Genomic DNA, 23,709 nt, shown 5'->3' on the forward strand with positions numbered 1-23,709 from the left:
GGGGGAAGATGGGGGGAAAAGAGTTGAAATTCGCCGTGGACGGGATTAGGCTATGGCCTCAGCCCTGAAGCGACTCCAGAACTTAAACGATGAAAAAACATTTATTGATATTATCCTTTTCCAAGGAGACCGATCCATGCTCATCGTCATGCATCACAGCGCCAGCGACCAGCAGATCCGCGCCGTCCAGGAAGCCGTCTCGGCGCTGGGACTGGAGGCGCGGCCGATTCCCGGCAGCGAGCGCACCGCCATCGGCGTCCTCGGCAACCAGGGGTACGTGGACGACAGCTCCATCCGCGAGCTCCCCGGGGTGCGGGAGGTGATTCACGTCAGCAAGCCCTACAAGCTCGTCTCCCGGGACTTTCACCCCACCTCCTCGGTGATCGATGCCGCCGGGGTTCTCATCGGCGACGGTCAGGTGCCGGTGGTGATGGCCGGCCCCTGTTCCATCGAGAGCGAGGAACAGATGGTCTCCGCCGCCCGCCTGGTGAAGGCGGCCGGAGCGAGGATCCTGCGGGGGGGCGCCTTCAAGCCCCGCACCGGCCCCCATTCCTTCCAGGGGCTGGGAATCGAGGGGCTCAAGCTTTTGCGCCTCGCCGGGGACGAGGTGGGACTGCCGGTGATCACCGAGGTGATGCGCATCGAGCAGCTCGACGCGGTCTGCCGCTACGCCGACATCCTGCAGATCGGCGCCCGCAACATGCAGAACTTCGACCTTCTCAAGGAAGTCGGCAAGCTGCGCTATCCCGTTCTCCTCAAGCGCGGGATGAGCGCCACCCTCGAGGAGTTTCTCGCCGCCGCCGAGTACATCGTCGCCGAGGGGAACGAGCGGGTGGTTCTCTGCGAGCGGGGGATCCGCACCTTCGAACGGGCCACCCGCAACACCCTCGACCTCTCGGTGGTCCCCCTGATCCGCGAGATGAGCCATCTGCCGATCATCGTCGATCCGAGCCACGCCACCGGCAAGCGCTCCCTGGTGCCGGTCATGTCCAGGGCCGCCCTGGTCGCCGGCGCCCACGGCCTGATGATCGAGGTCCATCCCGACCCGGAGAAGGCGCTGTGCGACGGCGCCCAGAGCCTCAACGGCCCCGGCTTCTCCACCCTCATGGACGAGTTGCGCGGACTGCTGACCTACCTCGGCTACTGACGGCGGATCGTCGTGGTTGTCCCGCGGCCGCCGATAGGTTATCATTCTTCCGCTTAATCTTTGTTTGCAACCCGAAGGGGCCGAATGCCGATGCTTATCCGGATCGACGACGCCCCTCCGACGCAGTATAATTCCGGAACATTTTTTCGACTCGAAAAGAAAAGAGGACAAAGCCCATGTCGACGACTGCAGAGATAAGACCCGGTGTCCACTGGCTCGGCGCCCGTCATCCCGAGCTGGAGGTCTTTGACGAGCTCTTTCCCACCCACAGGGGGACGACCTACAACGCCTACCTGGTGCGCGGCAACCAAAAGGTCGCCCTCATCGACACGGTCAAGGGGATCTTTACCGAGGACTACCTGGAGGGCCTTTCCTCCCTCGAGGCGCCGGAGCGCATCGACCTGGTGGTGGTCAACCACACCGAGCCCGATCACACGGGGGCGCTCGAAAGGCTCCTCGAGATCAATCCGGAGCTGACCGTGGTCTGCACCAAGGCCGGCGAAAACTTTCTCCGTCAGCTCTTGAACCGCCCCTTCAAGGCGCGGGTCGTCGCCGACGGCGAGGAGATCGATCTCGGCGAAAAGACGCTGCGTTTTATTCACGCCCCCAACCTCCACTGGCCGGACACCATGTTCACCTACCTGCCGGAGAACGGAGTCCTCTTCTCCTGCGACGCCTTCGGCGCCCACTTCTGCGGCGAGGGGCTGTTCAACGATCAGGTCGGCGACTTCTCCGCCGAGTTCGCCTTCTATTTCGACACCATCATGCGCCCCTTCAAGGCGAAGATCCGCGAGGCGGTGGCCAAGGTCGAGCATCTCCCCATCACCATGCTCTGCCCTTCCCACGGCCCCGTGCTGCGCCGCGATCCTCTGGCGGCCATCAGGAGCTACAAGGAATGGTCGGCCGCACCGGCTGAGAACGGCAAAAAACGGGTCCTGCTGGTCACCCTCTCCCCCCACGGCAACACCCGCACCATGGCCGCCGAAATCCGCGGCGGCCTCGAATCCCAGGGGGTGGAGGTCGCCGAATACAGCCTCCTTGATGCCGACGATGCCGTCCTGCGCGACGAGATCGAGCGCTCCGATGCCTTCGTCGTCGGCACCCCGACCATCAACCGCGACGCCCCGCCGCCGGTGTGGCACGCCCTCTCCCTCCTCTCGTCGGTGACGCCGAAGGGGAAGGTCGCCGCCGTCTTCGGGTCCTTCGGCTGGAGCGGGGAGGCGGTGGGTCAGGTGGAGGAGCGCCTTAAAGGGCTCAAGTTCACCCTCGCCGCCCCCGGGCTCACCTACCGTTTCCGTCCCACCGCCGAAGACCGCCAGGCCTGCCGCGCTTTCGGCGAGGAGGTGGGACGGGCCCTCGTCGGCGAGGTTGTCCCCTAGGGCGGCCCATCCTCCTCCCTGAATTTCCCGGGCCGGCCGCAGTGCCGGCCCTTTGATTTGCGCCGCACCCTGGCAACCGGCGCCTATTGCCTCAGGAGTTTTTCATGGATCCCTCTGCGATCATGTCGACCCTCAACGGTTTCGTCTGGGGTCCTGTCATGCTGGCCCTTCTGGTCGGTACGGGCGCCTTTCTCACCGTGCGCCTCGGCTTTCTGCAGATTCTCCAGCTCCCCCGGGCGCTCCGCCTGGTCTTTTCCCGCTCCCGTACCGCCGTCGGCGAGGGGGATATTTCCCCCTTTCAGGCCCTGACCACGGCCCTGGCGGCGACCATCGGCACCGGCAACATCGCCGGGGTCGCCACCGCCATCTATCTCGGCGGCCCCGGGGCGATTTTCTGGATGTGGATCTGCGCCCTGGTCGGGATGGCGACCAAGTATGCCGAGGCGGTTCTGGCGGTCAAATATCGCCACCTCCTCCCCGACGGCTCGATGCAGGGGGGGCCGATGCGCTACATCGCCGAGGGGTTGGGGCTCAAATGGCTCGGCTGGCTCTTTGCCCTCTTCGGCTCCGTGGCCGCCTTCGGTATCGGCAGCATGGTCCAGTCCAATTCGGTGGCCGTCGCCCTCACCGCGACCTGGGGGATTCCTCCCGTCGGCACCGGGATCGTCCTGGCGGTTCTCACGGGAGTCGTCATCATCGGCGGTATCCGCCGCATCGGCAAGGTCACCGAGAAACTGGTGCCGGTGATGGGGATCGCCTACGTCCTCGGCGCCCTGGTGATCCTTGCCCTGAACGCTTCGGCGCTCCCCGGGGCCTTCGCCCTGATCTTTTCCCACGCCTTTGCCCCCGCCGCCGCCAGCGGCGGCTTTGCCGGCGCCGCCGTCTCCGCCGCGGTCCGCTTCGGAGTCGCCCGCGGCGTCTTCTCCAATGAGGCCGGCCTCGGCAGCGCCCCCATCGCCCACGCCGCCGCCCGCACCAACAGCCCCGTGCGCCAGGGGCTGATCGCCATGACCGGCGTCTTTTTCGATACGGTCATCGTCTGCTCCATGACCGCCCTGGTGATCCTCTCCACCGGCGCCTGGACCTCGGGGGAGACTTCCAGCGCCCTGACCTATCTCGCCTTCGAGAGCGCCCTTCCGGGCCCCGGCGGTCTGATCGTCACCATCGGCATTGCGATCTTTGCCTATTCGACCATGATCGGCTGGGCCTACTACGGCGAAGAGTGCATCGAATATCTCTTCGGCCTCAGGGCCCGCACCCCCTACCGCTACCTCTTCTGCCTGCTCATCGCCGTCGGCGCCTTCCAGAAGGTCGGTTTCGTCTGGGATTTCTCCGACACCATGAACGGCGCCATGGCGATCCCCAACCTTATCGGCCTCCTCGGCCTTTCCGGAGTCGTCGTGGCGACGACCCGCGAGGCCTTCGCCAACCCCGAGGAGCTTTTGTGAGCCGAACGGTCGATTCGTGTCTGCACTGATTGCCAGCGTCGCCGTCGCCGCTCCCGTCGCCGGCCCCTTCTCCTATCTGGTCCCCGATCCCCTGCGGGAGCGGGCCCGGGTCGGGATGCGTCTGCGCGTCCCCTTCGGGCGGCGCAGCGCCATCGGCTACCTCATCGCCCTTGAGGAAGGGGAGGGTGAGGGGCTCAAGGCGATCGCCGAGGTCCTCGACGAGGCGCCCCTCTTCCCCGCCGAGCTCGTCCCCTTCTACCGCCGGGCCGCCGACTATTACCTCCATCCCCTGGGGGAGGTGATCCGCGCCGCCCTCCCCGCCGGGCTCTCCGGCAGGGAGGACGGTGTCGGCATCCTTCACGAGCGGATCTTTTCCCCCACGGAGCTTTCGGGGGAACCGGCCGGCGCCCTGCAGAAGGAGATTCTCGGCGCTCTGCGGCGCCGCGGCGCCACCCCCCTCTCGGCGCTGCGCGAGACCTTCGCCTCCCCCCATGTCCCCCTGGGGCGCCTGGTCGAGCTCGGTTTTCTCGTCGAGACGTCCCGGGAGGTGCGCCGCGACCCCTTTCTCGACGTCCCCCCGCCGGCCGACGTGCCGGTGCAGCCGACGGCCGAACAGGCCGCCGCCCTGGAGGTTATCGACGCCGCCCTCGAAGGGGGGGCGTTTACTCCCCTGCTGCTGCACGGGGTGACCGGCAGCGGCAAGACCGAGGTCTACCTGCGGGCCATCGCCGCCGCCCTCTCCCGCGGCAGGCGCGCCCTGGTCCTCGTCCCCGAAATCGCCCTCACCCCCCAGCTGGTGGGGCGTTTCCGGGCCCGTTTCGGTGGGCAGGAAAAAGAGATCGCCGTCCTGCACTCGGGGCTCTCCGACGGCGAGCGCTACGACGCCTGGCGGGCCATCGTCCGCGGCGGAGCCAGTATCGTCATCGGCGCCCGCTCGGCGGTCTTTGCCCCTCTGACCGATCTGGGCATCATCGTCGTCGACGAGGAGCACGAGGCGAGCTACAAGCAGGGGGAGGGGTTCCGCTACCACGCTCGCGACCTCGCCCTTCTCCGGGGGCAGATGTCCGGGGCGACGGTCCTCCTCGGCAGCGCCACCCCCGCTCTCACCACCTACCACCGCGCCCTCACGGGGGCCATCGGCTACCTTCCCCTTGCCGGGCGGGTGGCTGCGCGCCCCCTGCCGCCGGTGGAGCTCATCGACCTGCGGGAGGCGCGTCCCGAAGGGTCTCTCTCCGAGACGCTCCTTACGGCCCTGGAAGAAAACCTCGCTTCCGGCGGGCAGTCGCTCCTCCTCCTCAACCGCCGCGGCTTCGCCCCCTTCATTCTCTGCGCCGACTGCGGCACCACCTTCCGTTGTCCCAACTGCGAAATCACCCTCACCTTCCACCAGGGGCGGCGCCTGCTGCGCTGCCATTACTGCGATTATGCCGTCCCCCCGCCCGAACTCTGCCCCGGGTGCGGCGGGCTCGATATCCGCCCCGAAGGGGCGGGGACCGAGCGCCTCGAGGAGGAGCTCTCGACGGCCTTCCCGACGGCGCGCATCGCCCGCATGGACCGCGACACCACGGCGCGCAAGGGGGCGCACCAGCAGCTGGCCGACCGGATGATCGGCCGGGAGATCGATATTCTCCTCGGGACCCAGATGGTGGCCAAGGGGCACGATTTTGCCGGCGTGACCCTGGTCGGGGTGATCGGCGCCGACTCCACCCTCAACTTCCCCGATTTCCGCAGCGCCGAGCGCACCTTTGCCCTCCTCGCCCAGGTGGCCGGCCGCGCCGGGCGGGGCGAGGCACCGGGGCGGGTGCTGATCCAGACCTGGTCCCCCGAGCATTACGCCCTGCAGTGCGCCGCCGCCCATGACTACCGGCGCTTCTACGACGAGGAGATCGTCTGCCGCCGGGAGCTCGGCTACCCCCCCTTCGGATACCTGGTCAACCTCGTCGTCTCCGGCATCGATCCCGGCAAGGTCGGAGCCGCGGCGGCCGCCCTTGCGGCAGGGCTCGATGCCGACTGCGGCACCGTCGAAGTCCTCGGACCGGCCCCCTGTCCCCTGGCCAGGCTGCGCGGTCGCCACCGGGTGCAGATCCTCCTCAAGGCGCCCGACCGTCCCCCCCTGCGCCGGCTCCTCTGTCGCCTCCCCGCCCTGCGTCGCAAGGTCCCCGCCGGCGTGCTCCTGGCCGTCGATGTCGATCCCGTCGACATGCTCTAGAGTCCTACCCCCTTTTCTCCTCCACTCCCGGACATCGCCGGCCCCTTTTTTGCTGAGTGCCTGCTCTGCTCTTCCTGTGTGCTCCGCCGACACGGTCGACAGGGGTTCATCTCTTCCTGTCGACGTGTGGTGAAAAAATAGGCAGAAAAAAATACAACAAAAACGATATCTTGTATGTTAAAGATCAAAAAATAGACAGGATGGCACACATCGTGAATCATCTCCTTTCGACCGATCGGCTCGACGGGAGCCGGATCAGGACATGGATAAAAAAACAGGCAATAATTGCCTGTTCATTGAACCAAGAGGAGGTTTTATGTCACCGATGATTGATGAAAAGGTCGAGCCGATGTTTCAGGAGGTCGTTCGCCGCAACCCCGGCGAGGTCGAATTCCACCAGGCGGTCCGCGAGGTCCTCGAGTCCCTCGGTCCGGTCCTGGTCAAATATCCCGAGTTCGCCGATCACAAGATCATCGAGCGGATCTGCGAGCCGGAGCGTCAGATCATCTTCCGGGTTCCCTGGCAGGACGACAAGGGTGAAGTGCAGATCAACCGCGGTTTCCGGGTCCAGTTCAACAGCGCCCTCGGCCCCTACAAGGGGGGTCTGCGTTTCCATCCGTCCGTCTATCTGGGGATCATCAAGTTCCTCGGTTTCGAGCAGATCTTCAAAAACGCCCTGACCGGCCTCCCCATCGGCGGCGGCAAGGGGGGTTCGGATTTCGATCCCAAGGGGAAGTCCGACAACGAGATCATGCATTTCTGCCAGAGTTTCATGACCGAACTCTACCGTCACATCGGTGAGTACACCGACGTCCCCGCCGGCGACATCGGGGTCGGAGGCCGGGAAATCGGCTACATGTTCGGTCAGTACAAGCGGATCACCAACCGCTACGAATCGGCCGTCCTCACCGGCAAGGGGCTCGACTGGGGAGGCTCCCTGGTCCGTCCCGAGGCCACCGGTTACGGCGCCACCTTCTTCGTCGACGCGATGCTCAAGGCGCGCAAGGATACCTTCGGCGGCAAGACTTGCCTCGTCTCCGGCTCGGGGAACGTCGCCATCTACACTATCGAGAAGATTCACGAACTCGGCGGCAAGGTCATCGCCTGCTCCGACTCCAACGGCGTGATCGTTCATGAGAAGGGGATCGATCTGGCGTTGGTGCAGCAGCTCAAGGAAGTGGAACGCCGCCGCATCCGCGATTACGTTAAGTACCACAAGGACGCCAAGTACATCGAGAAGGGAAATATCTGGGATATCCCCTGCCAGGTCGCCATGCCCTCGGCCACCCAGAACGAGATCAACGGCAAGGATGCGGAAAACCTGGTTAAGAACGGCTGCATCGCCGTCGGGGAAGGGGCCAACATGCCCACCACGCCCGAAGGGGTCAAGGTCTTCCTCGATTCCGGCATTGCCTACGGCCCCGGCAAAGCGGCCAACGCCGGCGGAGTGGCGACGAGCGCCCTGGAGATGCAGCAAAACGCCAGCCGCGCCTCCTGGACCTTCGAATACACCGAAGACCGCCTGCGCAATATCATGAACGATATCCACGAGACGTGCTACGAGACCGCCCTCGAGTTCGGGACTCCCGGCAACTACGTCAACGGCGCCAATATCGCCGGTTTCATCAAGGTCGCCAAGGCGATGGTGGCGATGGGCCTGATCTAGAATTTCCATCCGAACGGAAGCGACAAAAAGGAAGGGCCCGGCAATTGCCGGGCCCTTCCTTTTTTTGTTGTCGGTGAGGTCTGATCTTTCACCGGACTTTATCCTTTTGGTTAGTATAAGACCGTCGGGTGCCGCGTCCCCCGGGTCTTGCCTTTGCCTTTAGGCGCGAAAAATCGCGGCTGAAGCCGCTCCTACAGGGTCGGAAATCAGTGGGGAGCCGGAGGGACCAGAGGGGTGCTTTTGTCCGGATGGCGCCCGGGGAGCAGGAGGTTGAGGGTCACGGCGAGCACCCCGGCGAGGCCGATCCCTTTGAGGGTGAGGGAGCCGAGGGTGACGCTCATGCCGCCGATGCCGAAGACGATGGTCAGGGCGACGATCGCCAGGTTGCGGGGTTCGAGGAGGTCGTGGCCGGCGCGGACCAGGGTGTTGAGGCCGACGACCAGAATCGCTCCGAAGAGGAGGAGCATGATGCCGCCCATGACCGGCACCGGGACGGTGCGCAGCAGCACGCCGACCTTGCCGACAAAGGCGAGGGTGATGGCGGCAAGCGCCGCCCAGGTCATCACCGCCGGGTTGAAGACCCTCGTCAGGGCGACGGCGCCGGTGACCTCCGAATAGGTGGTGTTGGGGGGGCCGCCGAGGCAGGAGGCGAGGGCGGTGGCCAGTCCGTCGCCGAGGAGGGTGCGATGCACCCCCGGATCCTTGAGATAGTTCTTGCCGGTGATCGAGCCGATGGCGAGGACGTCGCCGAAATGCTCGATGGCCGGGGCGATGGCGACGGGGAGCATGTAGAGGATCGCGGCGCTGTTCCACTCGGGAAAGACGAACCGGGGGAGAGCGATCCAGGGGGCGGCGGCGACGGCGGAGAAGTCCACGAGGCCGTAGGAGAGGGCGAGGATGTAGCCGGTCACCAGGCCGCAGAGGATCGGGAGTAGACGCAGGAAGCCGCGGCCGAGGAGGGAGACGAGGAGGGTGACGGTAAGGGCGCCCATGGAGACGACGAGGGCGGTGCTCTCCGGCACCAGGACGATGGAGCCGTCGCCGCTGCGTCCCAGGGCCATGTTGACGGCGACGGGGGAGAGGATGAGGCCGATGACCATGATCACCGGCCCGGTGACGATCGGCGGAAAGATCCGCGCGATGACCCGGGAGCCGCGCCAGCGTACCACGGCGGCGAGGGCGACATAAAAGACGCCGGCGGCGGCGAGCCCGCAGAGGGTGCCGGGAATCCCCCAGGTCTGCACCCCGTACATGATCGGGGCGATGAAGGCGAAGGAGGAGGCGAGAAAGACCGGGACCTTGCCGCGGGTGATCCACTGAAAGAGGAGGGTTCCGGCGCCGGCGGTGAAGAGGGCGACGTTGGGGTCGAAGCCGGTGAGGAGCGGGACAAGGACGAGGGCACCGAAGGCGACGAAGAGCATCTGGGCGCCGAGGAGGGAGTCTCGCCAGCGCAGCCGGTAAAGGGCGGGATCGGTCATGGGGATTCCTTCCGGGGGGTCACTTGGTGCCGAAGATTTTATCCCCGGCGTCGCCGAGGCCGGGGATGATGTAGCCCTGCTCGTTGAGGCGCTCGTCGATGGCGGCGACATAGAGATCGACATCGGGGTGGGCGGCTTCGACCCGGGCGAGCCCTTCGGGGGCCGCCACCAGAAAGAGCCCCTTGATCCGCCGGCAGCCGGCCTCCTTGAGCATGTCGATGGCGGCGACGAGGCTTCCGCCGGTGGCGAGCATCGGATCGAGGATCAGGGCGGTCCGATCCTTCATCCGTCCGCTGAGCTTCTTGAAGTAGGTCACCGGTTCCAGCGTTTCCTCGTCGCGATAGAGGCCGACGACGCTGACCCGGGCGCTGGGGACCAGATCGAGAGCGCCGTTCATCATCCCCAGGCCGGCCCGCAGAATCGGGACGACGGTGATCTTGATCCCCTTGATGCGTTCCACCGCCACCGGGCCGGCCCACCCCTGGATGGTCTTGCTTTCCGTCTCCAGATCCCGGGTCGCCTCGTAGGTGAGAAGGCGCGCCACTTCGGCGGCGAGCTCGCGGAACTCCTTGGTGCTGATCCCCTTTCTGCGCATCAGGCCGAGCTTGTGACGGACCAGGGGGTGGGTGACTTCGATGACGGCCATGGCTGGCTCCTTTGCTGGAAAATGGTCGGTTCAGGGGAGAGGCACCTTCGGAGCCAGTCGCTGCGTCAGCCCTCGAAGCAGACCACCCGCTGGCTGACGACGTCGGCCATCAGCTGCAGTCCCTCGCCGGGGATGTTGCAGACCTTGACCACCTTCTTGAAGGCGCTGCTCGCCGGCATCATCGCCTCCAGGGAGTTGGGGAGGCTGTCGAGGAGGGGGCGGTTGAAGAGGCACTCGCGGCTGTCGGGAAAGAGGGCGAGATAGAAGATGTCGGCTTCGACCAGATCCTGGAAGAAGTGGGAGCCGTAGGAGAGCTCGGGCATCAACTGGCCGCTGACGAAGGCGACCTCGGCCAGGGCGGTGATGTTGCTGATCTCGGAGAAGGTCACCGGGACGCCGAGGGCGGGGGTGGTCGTACCCAGGCGCCCCGGACAAAAGAGGAGGGTCGGGATCTCCCGGCGCTCGCCGATGCGTTTGTTGAGCCGGCCGATCAGCCGGGCGACCTCGTACTTGTCCGAAAGGTTGAGGCGTGAGTATTCCTCGGCGTCGACCCAGATGAGGCGCCGGATCGCCTGGGAGAGGGGCCCCCCCATGAAGTTCCCCCGGCAGTCGAAGAGGATCCGCTGCCCCTCGATGTTCTCGGGGATCTCCACCCGCTGCACCGCCCCTTTGGTCTGCAGGGGCCGGCACTGCACGACGTTGATCTTCGGGGTGCGGTCGGGGGTGAAGTTGACGGTGAATTCCACATCGACGGGGTAGGCGTAGGCCGCTTCGAGGGTCTTGAGGAGGCGCTGCATCAGGGAGGTGAAGGCCGGATCGGCGAGAAACCGGTCGAAGGTCAGCAGCCGGACCTCCGTCTCCTTGCGGCCGCGATCCTTGATGTGGCGCATCGTTTCGTGGTCCAGGACGGTGTAGAGGTCGAGGGGGAACTCGATCCCCTCGGCGACCAGGGAGGAGAGGGAAACGGTCTCCAGGGCGTTGCTCTCGACGTTGATCAGATCGACGTCCCGCTGGGAGAAGCGCCGGGTGTCCTCCATCCCCGAATGGGGACGCTTCTGGGGGGCGTCGAGGGCGATAATGCGCGGATAGTCATCGTGGGTGCGGTCCACTGCCCGGGTTCCCAGTCCGAAGACGAGGCGGAGCATCCCGGCCTGGGGGTCCATCTCCCTGTCCCAGACGAAGGTGTTGTGGGAGACCCCGACTCCGGCGAGTTCGGGGAAATAGTAACGGCCGCGGTAGGAGCCGGAGACCCGCTGCACCAGCAGCGCCATCTGCTCGTCCTTCTGGTCGAGGCCGCGCTGCAGACGGTAGGTGAGGGCGTCCTCGCTCATGGCGCTGGCGAAGATCTTGCGCACCGCCTCCTCGAAGGCGGCGGCGCGATCTTCGGGGGTCCCCTGGTTGGCGAGGAAGAAGCTGTCGTACTTGCCGGCAAAGGCGTTGCCGAAGCCGTCCTCGAGGAGGGAACTGGAGCGGACGATGACCGGGTACTGGCCGTAGTACTCGAGCATCTTCTGGAATTCCTCCCGGGTCTTCTCGGGGAAGGTCCCTTCGAGCATCCGGCTGTGCAGCTCGGCGGCGGCGACGAAATACCCTTCGGAGGTCTTCTGTTTCATGAAGAGGGGCCAGAGGCCGTTGTGCACCAGGTAGGTGTAATAGAGGTTGGAGCCGACGAAGAAGGAGTCGTGGCTCTCGAGGTTTTCCCGCCAGGGGTGCCGCCTGTCGCCGTGGAGGATCTGGCGGGCGAGGAGCATCCCCACCGTCTTGCCGCCGATGAAGCCGGTGCCGATCATCCGCGCCTTGATCTCGAGAAGATCCTGCAGGGAGAAGTGGCGCCGGGCCAGGGTGAGCATCCGCTCCTCGCGGCCGATGAGGTGGCGGCAGAGGTGATTGACCATCGTCTGGGCCGCCTCCTCATCGGGGGCCTCGGCGACCTCCCGGGCCTGGAGAAAGAGGTGGTGCCAGTGATCGAGCTGGCGGTGGGCGCTGTCCGTCCCCGGGTCGGCCAGGGTGCTGAAGAGACGGGTGGCGGCGTAGCTGTCCACCAGGGGGAGGAAGCGCTCCCCCTCCTTGCGGTGGGGGAGGAACATGGTCGGCGAGCGGCGCTGCCAGACCTTGAGGGGGTGGACGTAGAGGTCGCCCTCGAAATTGTAGAGGTCGAGAAGGATCTGGGTCGTCTCGCGGATGCGGGCGATGGTGCGCAGGGAGTGGCGCTGGCGGATGAGGGCGAAATAGGCGACGGTGTCGAGCTCGAAGAGGTAGGGGCAGGTGACGCGGAAGAAGTTGCCGATCATCAGGTCGGTGGCCCAGGCCGAGAGGAGCTCGGAGAGGCAGTCGAAGACGTAGAAGGTCTGCGGGCCGTGTTCGGTGATGATGGCGTGAATCCGCGTCGTGAACGACTCGAACCCCAGGCGCGGGTCGAGTTCGATGATCTCCAGCTGCGGCGACGGTTCGAGGAGCGGCCTGTGGCTGCCGAAGCGCAGATAGACGATTCGGCGGCCGTCGCGGAGCGACTGCTCGGCGAAGGGGGTGACGAAGGAGCGGTAGTCGTCGATGGAGTCGACCTTCCAGACGACGTTGTCGCCGATGCGCAGGCCGTCGAGAATCTCGTCGAGCCCCTGGTAGCCGGTCGTTATCCTCTTCATGGGCGTTTCTCCTTTATCGCAATGGCCTCGCCTCCGGCCTCGAAGGTGCCAAGAGCTATTCCATACCACGGCGTCGGTGCCGTCTTCAATCTTTTTGGCGGGGCGGGGATTTGACCCGCGGGGCAAAAGGGGGTATCGTGATTTCCGTCCGCCGATTCTCCCCCGGACAGATGCCTGTGAAGGCCAAGGAACTTGATGACTGAATCGAAAACGACGCCTTTTCTCCGGACCGCAGCAACCCTCCTCCTTTTCCTGCTCGTTCTTCTCTCCGGCTGTGTCGCCCCGTCTCCTCCGCCGCCGCTCCCTGAGCCCCTTCCGCCCGTCGAGGTCAAGCCCCTGGAGGCCGTCTCCTGGGAAGAGGTCGACGGCTGGTTCGAGGAGGATCCGCTCCCCGCCTTTGCCGCCTTTTTGAAGAGCTGCCGCGCTCTTAAAAAGCGCCCCGACTGGCAGACGCCCTGCGTCGAGGCCGCCGCCCTCGACCCCGAAGATTCCGGGGCGGTGCGCCTTTTTTTCGAAACCTGCTTCACCCCCCACCGGGTGCGCAATCCCGACGGCAGCGACACCGGCATGGTCACCGGCTACTACGCCCCCGATCTGCAGGGGAGCCGCAGCCGCAGCGACCGCTTTTCCTATCCCCTTTACAAGGTCCCCGACGATCTGCTGGTCATCGACCTCTCCTCCGTCTATCCCGAGCTCGGCAGCTACCGTCTGCGCGGCCGGGTGGAGGGGCGACGGGTCGTCCCCTACTACAGCCGCAGCGAGCTCGACGGCGCCGCCCTCCCCGCCAGGGGGAAGGAGCTCTGCTGGGTCGAGGATCCGGTGGAACTCTTTTTCCTCCATATCCAGGGGTCGGGGCGGATCACCCTCGACGACGGCAGCCGCATCATGGTCAGCTACGCCGAGCAGAACGGCCATCCCTACCGCTCCATCGGCAAGCTCCTCCTCGACCGCGGCGCCATGACCCGCGACCAGATGTCGATGCAGAACATCCGCGCCTGGGCTCAGGCCAATCCGGCCCAGGTTCGCGGGCTCCTCGACGAAAATCCCAGCTACATCTTTTTCCACGAACTCGCCCCCGGGGTGGAGACGCCGCCGGGCGCCCTCGGCATCCCCCTCACCGCCGAGCGCTCCCTCGCCGTCGATCCCCGGACCGTCCCCCTCGGCGCTCCGGTTTTCCTCTCCACCACCTGGCCGAGCAGCAGCGTCCCCCTGAAGCGGCTGATGGTCGCCCAGGACACGGGCGGCGCCATCAAGGGGGCGGTGCGCGCCGACTTCTTCTGGGGGTGCGGCGACGAAGCGGGAGCCTACGCCGGACGGATGAAGCAGCAGGGGCGGATGTGGGTCCTCCTCCCCCGTCCCCAGGGCCCCCTGGCGGCCCGGTAATCCGGGGATCAGGACGACAAAAAAAGCCCGGCACTTTCGTGTCGGGCTTTTTTGTCTCGGGAGGGTTCCTTGACGACGCCTTTGCTTGTTTTGTCTGCTTCAAGGCACGCAGGATTCGAGGCGCCCGAGTTTAAACCCCAACTCCCTGGCTCCTCCATTTATTGAGGTCAAGGGGACCCGATTTGCTTCCTCTTCAATTTCATTATGCGCCCGGGCGTTTCCGCAAGGCAAGCCCTCAGAGGGCGTTGGGGAAGGCGATCCGCTCGCCGCCGGGGGTGCGCAGCAGGGCGCTGTCGCCGAGCTCTTCGAGGTAGGCGGGGACGATGGGGATCTTGCCGCGGCCGCCGGGGGTGTCGATGACGTAGTGGGGGATCGCCATCCCCGAGAGGGAGCCGCGCAGCGCCTCGAGGAGGGCGATCCCCGTTTCGATGCGGGTGCGGAAATGGCCGGTCCCCCGGGCCAGGTCCATGTGGTGCAGGTAGTAGGGGCGCACCCGCAGCCGCAGCAGCCCGCGCAGCAGCGCTTCCATGGTCGCCGGGTCGTCGTTGACCCCCCGCAGAAGGACGGTCTGGTTGCCGAGGACGACCCCGGCGTCGGCGAGCCTCCCGCAGGCTTCGGCGGCCTCGGGCGTAAGTTCCCGCGGATGGTTGAAGTGGGTATTGAGATAGAAGGGAGAAAAGCGCCGCAGCAGGGCGCAGAGGCCCTCGGTGATCCGCTCCGGCAAGGTCACGGGCACCCGGGAGCCGATGCGCAGGATTTCCACATGGGGGATCCTGCGGAGCCGCTCGAGGATCTCCTTGAGGAGGATGTCGGGGAGGAGGAGAGGGTCGCCGCCGGAGAGGATGACGTCCTTGATCTGCGGGGTGGCGGCGATGTAGTCGATGCCGGCCATCACCTCGCCGAAGCTTAGGTTCATCGCCGCGCAGCCGACCTTGCGCTTGCGGGTGCAGAAGCGGCAGTAGACGGCGCAGGATCCCGAGGCCAGCAGGAGCACCCGGTCGGGATAGCGGTGGACGATGGCCGGCGACGGCGCCAGGTTCTCCTCGTTGAGGGGATCGTCGGCCATCTCGTTTTCGTCGAGCTCCGCCGGGTCGGGGACGCACTGGCGCCAGATCGGGTCGCCGACTTTTTCGATGAGCCCCAGGTAGTGGGGGGTGATGCGCATCGGGTAGCGCTCGATGACCCCCTGCAGGGGAGCGGGGTCGATGCCGAAGCGCTCGGCCAGTTCCGCGGCGCCGGTCAGGCTCTGTTTCAGACTTTTCTGCCAGATTTCCATGTTAGGTCGGACTCGTCGTTAGAAGGGCAGGGTGGAAAATAATGAATCTATGACTCAAGATTTCAACGCAGAGGCGCAGAGACGCAGAGAATGGGGAGAGGGCAAAGGCCTTGTTTTTTAATCTGGTTTGAAACCCTTTTCAGGACCTTGATGTTCTCTCCGTCTCATTTCTCTCCGCGTCTCTGCGTTGAAGATTTCATCTTTGAATTTTGTCGATTAATCTAGCACAGAACCTTCTCCCGAGTCGACGGTAGCGGAAAGAAGAAGGCGTGATTGGAGGTGAAGAAGGGCGGAGTGCGCCGGACCATGGCCCGGATGGCCGGGGAGGAAAGGAGGCGCTTGTCGAGAAAGCGCCGCGCCGCCCGCCGGTCCCATCCGGAACTCGGGGTGAAGGCGCGGTAGAGGCCGAGGGGTTCCGTCTCGCCGAGGAGGGCGCTGCCGGCGATGCCGTACCCCTCGGGGTCGTCGAGGAGAGCCGAGTCGCGGGGGAGGTTCATGATGGCGATGTTGAGAAAGGTGACGGCCTCGGCGTGCTTTTCGAGGAAGGAGAGGGTCGCCTCGGCGTCGGCCTCGGTCTCCCCCGGGGTGCCGAGCATGATGTAGACGTAGCTGGATATCCCCGCCTCGGCGAGGTTTTCGAGGATCTGCGCCGCCTCCTCGAGGCGCGTCCCCTTGCCGAGGCGGTCGAGGACCGTCTGGGAGCCGCTCTCGAGGCCGAGCTGGAGGAGGGTGCAGCCGGAGGCGGCCAGTCCCCTCACCAGTTCCCGGTCGAGGAGCGCTTTTTCGAAACGGACGAAGCCGTGCCAGGAGAGGGCCCTTAGGTCGGCGGCGCGCCCGGCCAGGGCGCGCAGCGCCGCCACGGGGATGGCGTTGTCGGTGAGGTGGAAATGCCGTACGCCGTGGCGCCTTGCGAGATCGAGGAGGAGATCGGGGACGGTTGCCGCCGGGGCGGCGGCGTAGGGGTGGGTGGGGGCGGCGGCCTCGGGGCAGAAGAGGCAGGCGCGCCAGTAGCACCCCCGGGAGGCGCAGACCGGCAGGACCGGGTGCGGGCTGAGGTAATCGGCCAGGGGGGCGAAGCCGAAGTCGGGGGGGAGGGTGGCCGCCTCGCTGCCGTAGAGGAAATAATCGCCGGGAGCGTTTCCGTCAAGGTGGGCGGTCAGGGGACCCTCGCCGGGGCCGAAGACGAGGCGGTCGAAGCAGGAGAAGGGCTGCGGCAGGGCCTTGAGCGCCTTCTGCCAGGAGGTGAAGAGCCCGCCGCCGGCGACCAGGGTCGCCTCGGGGAAGGCGCGGCGCAGCATTCCGGCGAGCTCGAAGGCCGGGAGGGCCTGATGGAGGTAGTTGACCGACAGGGCGAGGATCCGCGGCGCGCAGGCGGCCACCTGCGGCAGGAGGACGTCGCGGAAATAGGGGGCAAAGAGGGTCGAAGCCTCCCCCCGGGCAAGGCGTTCCAGATCCTCCGGGGAAAAGGGGGAGAGGAGGCGGTGCTGGTAGTCCCCGAGGGTGAGGCGCTCCTCCCCCGTCTCCCCCCGCCAGGCGCCGAGGGCGGTGTCGAGGTGGCGCACCGCCGTGGCGTAGCGCGGGAAGGAGGCGCAGGCGCCCTCCGAGCGCAGCAGGTCCAGGGCCCGGGGGGCGTTGCCCAGGGCGCGGCGCAGGGCCGTCGCCGGTGCCGGTCCGGCGGCATCGGCCAGTCGCGCCGGGTCGAGGAGGTGCAGGTAGGCGCCGAGGTTGGCGTCGAGGACGTCGGCGCTGTGCCCGGCCCCCGCAAGGTGGGCGAGGAGGACGGCCGCCCCCAGCGGGGGCTCGGCCGCCTTGGTGGCCGGCGGATGGATGAGGAGGATCTCCATCAGGGGCGAGGGGCGCGCAGGTGGAAGGTGAAGTGGGCCAGAACAAGGATCCCGGCGTCGCGCAGGAGCGCCATGGCCGGCGTGGTTCGGCCGTCGGCGCCGAAACAGCCGCAGTCGATCTCCAGTCCCCGGGCGAGCACCGAGAGGAGGATGGCCATGAAGACGAGGGTCAGCCCGGCGAGCAGGAGCGCCGCCGGAGCCACCCGGCGATTGGCCAGCAAAAGGAGCCCGGCGAGGACTTCGATATAGGGGAGGGTGGCGGCGACGAGGTAATTGCCGAAGTAGGGGAGAATCTCATAGGCGGCGATGCTGCCGGCAAAGGCGGTCAGGTCGTCGGCCTTGAGGACGCCGGCGTAGACGAAGAGCCCGCCGAGGGTCAGGCGGCAGAGGTGGTAGACGACCGGGCGCAGGCGCTTCATGGCGCCCCCTCGTCCACGGGGAGGCCGGCGTCGCGCCATTCGGGAAGCCCCCCTTCGAAGACCGCGACTCTGCCGTAGCCTTCGGCGATGAGCTTCATCGCCAGGTCGAAGGAGTCGGGGCAGCCGTAGCCGTTGCAGTAGACCGCCAGCGCCGTCGCCGGGTCGACCCGAAGGCGAAACGCTTCGAGGCGCGCCTCGGCCTCCTTCAGGGGGAGGGAGAGGGCGCCGGGGAGATGCCCTTCGGCATAGGACTCGGCATCGCGGGCGTCGACGGCGACGATTTCTCCCGCCGCCAGGGCCTCTTGCAGCTGGCCGAGGGTGATCGGGGCCGGATAGCCCTCCGAGGTCGGCACCGGGGCCGGGGGAGCCAGGCGCCCTTCGAGGAGGGCGCCGATCAGGCGGTAGTTCACCGAGAGGCCGATGACGGCGCCGAGGGCGACGATGACCAGGGCTTCGAGGAGGTGGCGGCGCAGATCGGGGATCACGGCGGGGGTCACTCGTCCGGGGATTCGGTGAGGCCGGGAGCCAGAGAGCTGAGCATCTCCTGAATCCGGCCGTTGTCCCGCTCGAGGCGGAGAATGCGCTGGTGACAGTCGATGAGCTCGGCGTTGAGTTCATCGATGACCCGGGCCTGGTGGGTGAAGCGGATTTCCAGTTCGTCGAGGCGGTTCTGCTGGTCCATGATTCGATCGGTCTCCTTGGTTGATGCCGACCATGCTAGCAGAAGCTTGGCATCGGCGCAATCACGGCGCTAAGGGATTGCATTTCCATCAGGATTAAGTATCCTTGGAGATATTTTTTTCGTAACTATTCAGCACCTAAGCGAGCGCGTGTGGTCTGCAGCCATTGCCTGCGTCCAACGTTGTCACTTAACTTCCCGCAAGCAACAGCTGCAGCCCACATGCTGTGCCATTGCGGAAGGGAACTGAATCATTACTTTTTTTCTTCCCTTGCCGGCGCTTTTGCCTCCGGTGGAAAGAGTGCGCCATGCCGCTGCCGTCGTTTTTCGCTGCCCGCTCCCTTGCCGGATCGTACCGGCGCCTGGCTCCCCTGGCGCTCCTCGGGATTCTCGCCGTCGCTCCCCCCCTCGGCGCCGAGGGGCTTCCTCAGCACCCCCTCTCCGAGGTCCTTTCTCCTCCCGAGGAGATCGGGCTCGACGAACGGCTCGGGGCCCACATCCCCCTCGACCTCTCCTTTGTCGACGAAAGGGGGGAGACCGTCGTCCTGCGGGATCTGGTGACGGGTCCGACGATCATCGTCCCCGTCTACTACAGCTGCCCCAACGTCTGCAGTTTTCTCCAGGGGGGTCTGGCCCAGGCGCTGCCGGGGATCAGGCTCAAGCCGGGAGAGGACTACCGGGTCCTCTCGGTGAGTTTCGACGAGACCGAAACCCCGGCGACGGCGGCCAAGGCCCGCTCGATCTACTACGCCACCCTCGGCAAGGATTTTCCCGCGGACGCCTGGCTCTTTCTCACCGGCGACCTTCCGGCCATCCAGGCGCTCACGTCCGCCGCCGGCTACCGCTTCGCCCGCCGGGGCAACGACTTTCTCCATCCGGTGGCGGTCTTCATCGTCGACGGCGACGGGCAGATCGTCCGCTACCTGCAGGGGACGAGCTTCCTCCCCATGGAGCTGACCCTCGCCCTGGTCGAGGCCTCGGAGGGGAGGATGGGGAACACGGTGCGCAAACTGGTGCAGTTCTGCTTCAGCTACGACGCCGTGGGCAAGCGCTACGTCTTCAATCTGCTGCGGGTCTCGGCCACCGTCGTCATCGCCACCGCCGCGGCCTTTTTTCTCTTTCTCTTTCTGACCGGAAGACGGCGCCGGGAGTGAGACCTCCCTCCGTACCCGGCTCGATTCGTCCCGATCACCCCTGACCCGTCCGCCGAGGAGTTCCATGACCGACCCGACCCCATCCGCAGCCGGCAGCGACCGCGGCTTTCTCGCCCGCAAAGGGGAGGGGAGCACGATCCTCGCCTGGATCACCTCCACCGACCACAAGCGCATCGGCCTCCTCTACCTCTACGCCATCCTCAGCTTCTTCCTCGTCGGCGTCGTCCTCGGCCTCCTCCTCCGCCTCGAGCTCCTCGCCCCGGGAAGGACCATCGTCGACGCCCAGACCTACAACGCCCTCTTCACCCTGCACGGGGTGATCATGATCTTCCTCTTCATCATCCCCGGCATCCCGGCGGCCTTCGGCAATCTCATGCTGCCGCTCCTCCTCGGTGCCCGCGACGTCGCCTTCCCCCGTCTCAATCTCTTCTCCTGGTACCTGTACATGACCGGCGCCCTCCTGGCCCTGACCGCCCTCTTCACCGGCGGCGGCCCCCCGGACACCGGCTGGACCTTCTACGTCCCCTTCAGCGCCCGCACCACCACCAACGTCTCCCTGGCGGTGACGGCGGTCTTCATCCTCGGCTTCTCCTCCATCCTCACCGGCCTTAACTTCGTCACCACGACGCACCGCCTGCGGGCCAGGGGGATGGGGTGGGGGCGCCTCCCCCTCTTCGTCTGGTCCCTCTACGCCACCGCCTGGGTGCAGATCCTGGCGACGCCGATCCTCGCCATCACCCTTATTTTAATCCTCGCCGAGCGCCTCCTCGGCACCGGCCTCTTCGACCCGGCGCGCGGCGGCGACCCGATCATGTTCCAGCACCTCTTCTGGATTTACTCCCACCCGGCGGTCTACATCATGGTCCTGCCGGGGATGGGGGTCGTCTCGGAGATCATCCCCGTCTTCTCCCGCAAGCCGGTCTTCGGGTACTGGGCCATCGCCCTCTCGAGCATCGCCATCGCCGGCGCCGGCTCCCTGGTCTGGGGGCACCACATGTTCACCAGCGGCATGAGCGACATGGCGATTCTGGTCTTCTCCTTTTTAACCTTTGTCGTCGCCATCCCCAGCGCCATCAAGGTCTTCAACTGGGTGGCGACCCTCTACAAGGGGTCGATCGCCCTCGACCCGCCGATGCTCTTTGCCCTCTCCTTCGTCCTCCTCTTCTCCATCGGCGGCCTCAGCGGCCTGATCCTCGGCGCCGCCGCCACCGACATCCACGTCCATGACACCCACTTCGTCGTCGGCCACTTCCACTACGTCATGTTCGGCGGCACGGGCTTCGCCTTCTTCGCCGCCCTGCACTACTGGCTCCCCAAGATCTACGGCCGGATGTACAACAAGCGCGTCGCCACCATCGCCTGGGGCTTCATGTTCGTCGGCATCAACATCCTCTATTTCTTCATGCAGGTGGCCGGGATCCGCGGCATGCCGCGGCGCTACTACGACTACCTCCCCGAATTCGCCGCCCTCAACCAGATCGCTACCGTCGGCTCCTGGATCCTGGCCTTCGGGCTCTTCCTCATGTTCGGCAACCTCCTGCGCGGGGTCCTCTCCGGCGAACCCGTCGGAGCCAACCCCTGGGGAGGGGCGACCCTCGAGTGGACCGTCCCCTCGCCGCCGCCGGAGGAGAATTTTTCCGTCGAGCCGGTCGTCACCCACGGCCCCTACGACTTCCGGGAAGCGGGGGTGCTATGAGTCTGGCTCCCCATCGGGACGAGGCCGGCGACAGGCTCGGCATGTGGCTCTTTCTCTTCACCGAACTCCTTCTCTTCGGCGGACTCTTCCTCCTCTACGGCGTCTACCTCGCCCGCACCCCGGAGGACTTCATCCGCGCCGGAGGGGAGCTGGACCTGGTCCTCGGGACGGCCAACACGGTCCTTCTCATCACCAGCAGCCTGACCGTGGCCGTCGCCGTTTCCGCCCTGCAGAAAGGGGCCCGCTCCCTGACCCTGGGGATGCTCGGCATCACCGTCCTCTGCGCCCTCATCTTTCTCGTCAACAAGGGATTCGAGTGGCGGGCCAAGATCGATCACGACATCTACCCGGGGTCGAAGCGCCTCCTTGCCGGCGAAGGGGGCGAGAGCGTCTTTTACAGTCTCTACTACCTCACCACCGGCCTCCACGCCCTGCACGTGCTCCTCGGCGCGGCGCTCCTTGGCTGGGTGGGCTTCCGGATCCGGGGAGGGAGGCGCGACGGCGAAGGAGCCGTCCTCGAGAACGTCGGACTCTACTGGCACCTCGTCGATCTGGTGTGGATCTTCATCTTCCCCCTGTACTACCTGATTCTTTAGGGTCCCCATGAGCGAGCAACGGCAAACGCACATCATCGGCTACGGCACCCTGGTCCTTGTCTGGGTGCTCCTCCTTCTTCTCACCGGAACCACCATCGCCGTCTCCCGGGTCGACCTCGGGGCGCTCCACGTCTGGGCGGCGCTGGGGATCGCCTGTCTCAAGGCGGCGCTGGTCATCGGCATCTTCATGCACATGCGCTACGAGGGACGGCTTCTGCGCCTCAGTCTCCTCACCGCCCTGGTGACCCTGGCCATCTTCATCGGCCTGACCTTTTTCGATGTCCTTTACCGCTGAGGCCCCTGCCGTGATCTCTTCTGTGACCACCACAACCGAAGCCGTCGATCCGGTCTTCCTCTTCATCTTCGGCATCGCCCTGGTCATGCTCCTCGGCATCACCGCCGTCATGATCTTCTTCACGGTGAAGTACAACCGCAAGCGCCACCCCCATCCGACCTCCGAGCGGCGCTACAACATCCCCCTTGAGATCGCCTGGACGGTGATTCCGTCGCTCCTGGTGCTGGCGATGTTCTACTACGGGTGGGCCGGCTACCTCGCCCTGCGCAACGTCCCCGAGGGGGCGATGGAGGTCTCCGTCACCGGGCGCATGTGGTCCTGGACCTTCACCTACGACAACGGCCGCACCAGCGACCGTCTCTATGTCCCCGCCGGCCAGCCGGTGCGGGTGGAGATCCATTCGGAGGACGTCCTCCACTCCTTCTACATCCCGGCCTTCCGGATCAAGCGCGACGCCGTGCCGGGGATGAGCAACTACGTCTGGTTTGTCGCCCCGGCTCCCGGCTCCTACGACATCTTCTGCGCCGAGTACTGCGGCGTCGGCCACTCGAGCATGATCACCACCGTCGAGGCCCTGACCCCCCACGAATTCGAGGAATGGCTCCGGCAGGAGAGCGCCGCCGAGGAGGAAGGGGAGGGGGAGGCGCTGCTGACGTCCTACGGCTGCCTCGGCTGCCACTCCCTGGACGGCTCGGCCAAGGTCGGCCCGACCCTGCAGGGGATCTTCGGCCGCTCTGTCACCGTCGTCGCCGGCGGCAAGGAGCGCACCCTGGTCGCCGACGCCGCCTACCTGCGGCGGGCGATTCTCGAGCCGGCCGCCGAGGTGGTCAAGGGATTCCCGCCGGTGATGCCCTCCTACGCCGGGAGGATCTCCGAGCACGAACTCGAGGAGCTCCTCGAATATTTCGAGACGCGACCCTGATGCCGTTTCTTCCCCTGCTGCGCCCCCGTCTGAGCCTTGCCGTCGCTTTTTCGGCCGTCGCCGGTTACGCCCTGGCTCCTGCGCCCCTCCGGATGCCGGTCCTCGCCGTCGTCGCCCTCGGTGTCCTCCTTCTGGCCGGCGGCGCCTCGGCCCTCAACCAGGTGCAGGAGCGGCGGGTCGACGCCCTCATGGAGCGCACCCGCTTGCGCCCCGTCGCCAGCGGCCGCCTCGCTCCGGGGCGCGCCCTCGCCCTGGCCCTGACCCTGCAGGGCTGCGGCCTGACCCTGCTGGGCTGCGGCCTGACCCTGCTGGGCGGAGTCTCCGGCAACCCCGCCCTCCTGGCCGCCGCCGCCCTTCTCCTCTATCACGGCATCTACACCCCCCTGAAGCCGGTGACCCCCTGGGCCCTCCTCCCCGGGGCCCTCTGCGGGGCGCTGCCGCTCCTCATCGGCTGGACCGCCGCCGGAGAAGCGCCGGGAGACTTCCGGATTCTCCTCCCCGCCGGCCTCCTGGTCCTCTGGCAGATCCCCCACCTCTGGCTCATCGCTCGTCGCTACCCCGGGGATCGGCAAAAAGCCGGGTTCCCCGAGCCTCTCCCCGGCGCCGCGGCGCCGCGCCTCACCACCCTCTGGGCCCTGGCCCTGGCCGCCGCCGCCCTCCTTCTGCCGCTCTTTGCCGTGATCACCACCCCTGCGGCCCTCGGGGTGCTGGGCCTGGCCACCGTTTGCGCCGTCGCCCCGCGGGACTTCCTTTTCCAGCTCTCCATGCCGTTGTTTCTCGGCGCCCTCCTCCTCGGCGGCGCCGGGCTCTGAGGCTCCGGGGTTTGCATG

At 66.5% G+C, this 23,709-nt stretch carries 20 protein-coding genes; 12 read left to right on the forward strand and 8 right to left on the reverse strand.

What is annotated here, in order from left to right:
• The first annotated feature begins 136 nt into the window (after nt 1-136).
• From aroF to gdhA, 5 genes are all read left to right on the forward strand, one after another.
• Nucleotides 137-1,147, forward strand: coding sequence for a 3-deoxy-7-phosphoheptulonate synthase (gene aroF / locus DSOUD_RS04735; RefSeq protein ID WP_053549927.1), 1,011 nt, complete (start codon nt 137-139; stop codon nt 1,145-1,147).
• A 176-nt stretch (nt 1,148-1,323) separates the two neighbouring features.
• Complete coding sequence (locus DSOUD_RS04740) at nt 1,324-2,526, forward strand: FprA family A-type flavoprotein (RefSeq protein ID WP_053549928.1); 1,203 nt, start codon at nt 1,324-1,326, stop codon at nt 2,524-2,526.
• Between the two features lie 104 nt (nt 2,527-2,630).
• A complete protein-coding gene (locus tag DSOUD_RS04745) occupies nt 2,631-3,974 on the forward strand; it encodes an alanine/glycine:cation symporter family protein (RefSeq protein WP_053549929.1) in 1,344 nt (447 codons plus the stop codon).
• Nucleotides 3,975-3,990: 16 nt separating this feature from the next.
• Nucleotides 3,991-6,183, forward strand: coding sequence for a replication restart helicase PriA (priA, locus tag DSOUD_RS04750; protein WP_053549930.1), 2,193 nt, complete (start codon nt 3,991-3,993; stop codon nt 6,181-6,183).
• 316 nt (nt 6,184-6,499) lie between these two features.
• Nucleotides 6,500-7,849 carry an NADP-specific glutamate dehydrogenase gene (gdhA, locus tag DSOUD_RS04755; RefSeq protein ID WP_053549931.1) on the forward strand — a complete coding sequence of 450 codons (1,350 nt, stop codon included), beginning with the start codon at nt 6,500-6,502 and terminating at the stop codon, nt 7,847-7,849.
• Between the two features lie 206 nt (nt 7,850-8,055).
• Here the strand turns inward: gdhA and DSOUD_RS04760 are convergent, their stop codons facing one another.
• The 3 genes from DSOUD_RS04760 to DSOUD_RS04770 form a co-directional block, all read right to left on the reverse strand.
• Entirely contained in the window at nt 8,056-9,327 is a 1,272-nt protein-coding gene (locus DSOUD_RS04760) for a uracil-xanthine permease family protein (RefSeq protein ID WP_053549932.1), read from the reverse strand.
• 19 nt (nt 9,328-9,346) lie between these two features.
• The gene (gene upp / locus DSOUD_RS04765) at nt 9,347-9,973 is read right to left on the reverse strand and encodes a uracil phosphoribosyltransferase (RefSeq protein WP_053549933.1); all 627 of its coding nucleotides are present in this window, start codon (nt 9,971-9,973) and stop codon (nt 9,347-9,349) included.
• Nucleotides 9,974-10,038: 65 nt separating this feature from the next.
• Complete coding sequence (locus DSOUD_RS04770) at nt 10,039-12,615, reverse strand: PEP/pyruvate-binding domain-containing protein (RefSeq protein WP_053549934.1); 2,577 nt, start codon at nt 12,613-12,615, stop codon at nt 10,039-10,041.
• 195 nt (nt 12,616-12,810) lie between these two features.
• Between DSOUD_RS04770 and mltA the strand changes: the two genes are divergently transcribed.
• Entirely contained in the window at nt 12,811-13,998 is a 1,188-nt protein-coding gene (mltA, locus tag DSOUD_RS04775) for a murein transglycosylase A (protein WP_053549935.1), read from the forward strand.
• A gap of 235 nt (nt 13,999-14,233) precedes the next feature.
• Here the strand turns inward: mltA and DSOUD_RS04780 are convergent, their stop codons facing one another.
• From DSOUD_RS04780 to DSOUD_RS04800, 5 genes are all read right to left on the reverse strand, one after another.
• On the reverse strand, nt 14,234-15,274 hold the full coding sequence (locus DSOUD_RS04780; RefSeq protein WP_053549936.1) for a KamA family radical SAM protein: 1,041 nt from the start codon (nt 15,272-15,274) through the stop codon (nt 14,234-14,236).
• A gap of 221 nt (nt 15,275-15,495) precedes the next feature.
• The gene (locus tag DSOUD_RS04785; protein ID WP_053549937.1) at nt 15,496-17,118 is read right to left on the reverse strand and encodes a B12-binding domain-containing radical SAM protein; all 1,623 of its coding nucleotides are present in this window, start codon (nt 17,116-17,118) and stop codon (nt 15,496-15,498) included.
• A complete protein-coding gene (locus tag DSOUD_RS04790; RefSeq protein WP_053549938.1) occupies nt 17,118-17,537 on the reverse strand; it encodes a MauE/DoxX family redox-associated membrane protein in 420 nt (139 codons plus the stop codon). Before DSOUD_RS04790 ends, DSOUD_RS04785 begins: the two co-directional genes overlap by 1 nt.
• Nucleotides 17,534-18,022 carry a rhodanese-like domain-containing protein gene (locus DSOUD_RS04795; RefSeq protein WP_198300366.1) on the reverse strand — a complete coding sequence of 163 codons (489 nt, stop codon included), beginning with the start codon at nt 18,020-18,022 and terminating at the stop codon, nt 17,534-17,536. Before DSOUD_RS04795 ends, DSOUD_RS04790 begins: the two co-directional genes overlap by 4 nt.
• An 8-nt stretch (nt 18,023-18,030) precedes the next feature.
• Entirely contained in the window at nt 18,031-18,219 is a 189-nt protein-coding gene (locus tag DSOUD_RS04800) for a SlyX family protein (protein ID WP_053549940.1), read from the reverse strand.
• Between the two features lie 305 nt (nt 18,220-18,524).
• On the opposite strand from DSOUD_RS04800, the gene DSOUD_RS04805 reads away from it, so the two are divergent.
• From DSOUD_RS04805 to DSOUD_RS04830, 6 genes are all read left to right on the forward strand, one after another.
• The gene (locus DSOUD_RS04805; protein ID WP_096335423.1) at nt 18,525-19,370 is read left to right on the forward strand and encodes an SCO family protein; all 846 of its coding nucleotides are present in this window, start codon (nt 18,525-18,527) and stop codon (nt 19,368-19,370) included.
• 64 nt (nt 19,371-19,434) lie between these two features.
• A complete protein-coding gene (ctaD, locus tag DSOUD_RS04810; RefSeq protein ID WP_053549941.1) occupies nt 19,435-21,066 on the forward strand; it encodes a cytochrome c oxidase subunit I in 1,632 nt (543 codons plus the stop codon).
• Nucleotides 21,063-21,662 (forward strand): cytochrome c oxidase subunit 3, encoded by a 600-nt coding sequence (locus tag DSOUD_RS04815; RefSeq protein WP_053549942.1) that lies wholly within the window; start codon nt 21,063-21,065, stop codon nt 21,660-21,662. The genes ctaD and DSOUD_RS04815 overlap by 4 nt, the downstream gene beginning before the upstream one ends.
• A gap of 7 nt (nt 21,663-21,669) precedes the next feature.
• Nucleotides 21,670-21,957 (forward strand): cytochrome C oxidase subunit IV family protein, encoded by a 288-nt coding sequence (locus DSOUD_RS04820; RefSeq protein ID WP_053549943.1) that lies wholly within the window; start codon nt 21,670-21,672, stop codon nt 21,955-21,957.
• A 10-nt stretch (nt 21,958-21,967) separates the two neighbouring features.
• Entirely contained in the window at nt 21,968-22,879 is a 912-nt protein-coding gene (gene coxB, locus DSOUD_RS04825; protein WP_232426495.1) for a cytochrome c oxidase subunit II, read from the forward strand.
• Nucleotides 22,879-23,691: a UbiA family prenyltransferase gene (locus DSOUD_RS04830; RefSeq protein ID WP_053549945.1), complete on the forward strand. Its 813-nt coding sequence runs from the start codon at nt 22,879-22,881 to the stop codon at nt 23,689-23,691. The genes coxB and DSOUD_RS04830 overlap by 1 nt, the downstream gene beginning before the upstream one ends.
• Nucleotides 23,692-23,709 lie beyond the last annotated feature (18 nt).

Origin of the sequence: Desulfuromonas soudanensis, from assembly GCF_001278055.1 — a bacterium.
GTDB lineage: Bacteria > Desulfobacterota > Desulfuromonadia > Desulfuromonadales > WTL > Deferrimonas > Deferrimonas soudanensis.

Excerpts from the sequence above, each read along its gene's own strand:
- DSOUD_RS04785 (WP_053549937.1), bottom strand. The coding sequence starts at position 17,118 with ATGGAGATCCTCCTCATCCATCCGCCGGCCACCAAGGCGGCCGAGCCC.
- gdhA (WP_053549931.1), top strand. The coding sequence starts at position 6,500 with ATGTCACCGATGATTGATGAAAAGGTCGAGCCGATGTTTCAGGAGGTC.
- DSOUD_RS04745 (WP_053549929.1), top strand. The coding sequence starts at position 2,631 with ATGGATCCCTCTGCGATCATGTCGACCCTCAACGGTTTCGTCTGGGGT.
- DSOUD_RS04770 (WP_053549934.1), bottom strand. The coding sequence starts at position 12,615 with ATGAAGAGGATAACGACCGGCTACCAGGGGCTCGACGAGATTCTCGAC.
- DSOUD_RS04790 (WP_053549938.1), bottom strand. The coding sequence starts at position 17,537 with ATGAAGCGCCTGCGCCCGGTCGTCTACCACCTCTGCCGCCTGACCCTC.
- DSOUD_RS04805 (WP_096335423.1), top strand. The coding sequence starts at position 18,525 with ATGCCGCTGCCGTCGTTTTTCGCTGCCCGCTCCCTTGCCGGATCGTAC.
- mltA (WP_053549935.1), top strand. The coding sequence starts at position 12,811 with ATGACTGAATCGAAAACGACGCCTTTTCTCCGGACCGCAGCAACCCTC.
- DSOUD_RS04830 (WP_053549945.1), top strand. The coding sequence starts at position 22,879 with ATGCCGTTTCTTCCCCTGCTGCGCCCCCGTCTGAGCCTTGCCGTCGCT.
- ctaD (WP_053549941.1), top strand. The coding sequence starts at position 19,435 with ATGACCGACCCGACCCCATCCGCAGCCGGCAGCGACCGCGGCTTTCTC.
- DSOUD_RS04820 (WP_053549943.1), top strand. The coding sequence starts at position 21,670 with ATGAGCGAGCAACGGCAAACGCACATCATCGGCTACGGCACCCTGGTC.
- aroF (WP_053549927.1), top strand. The coding sequence starts at position 137 with ATGCTCATCGTCATGCATCACAGCGCCAGCGACCAGCAGATCCGCGCC.
- DSOUD_RS04815 (WP_053549942.1), top strand. The coding sequence starts at position 21,063 with ATGAGTCTGGCTCCCCATCGGGACGAGGCCGGCGACAGGCTCGGCATG.
- DSOUD_RS04760 (WP_053549932.1), bottom strand. The coding sequence starts at position 9,327 with ATGACCGATCCCGCCCTTTACCGGCTGCGCTGGCGAGACTCCCTCCTC.
- DSOUD_RS04800 (WP_053549940.1), bottom strand. The coding sequence starts at position 18,219 with ATGGACCAGCAGAACCGCCTCGACGAACTGGAAATCCGCTTCACCCAC.
- upp (WP_053549933.1), bottom strand. The coding sequence starts at position 9,973 with ATGGCCGTCATCGAAGTCACCCACCCCCTGGTCCGTCACAAGCTCGGC.
- DSOUD_RS04780 (WP_053549936.1), bottom strand. The coding sequence starts at position 15,274 with ATGGAAATCTGGCAGAAAAGTCTGAAACAGAGCCTGACCGGCGCCGCG.
- DSOUD_RS04740 (WP_053549928.1), top strand. The coding sequence starts at position 1,324 with ATGTCGACGACTGCAGAGATAAGACCCGGTGTCCACTGGCTCGGCGCC.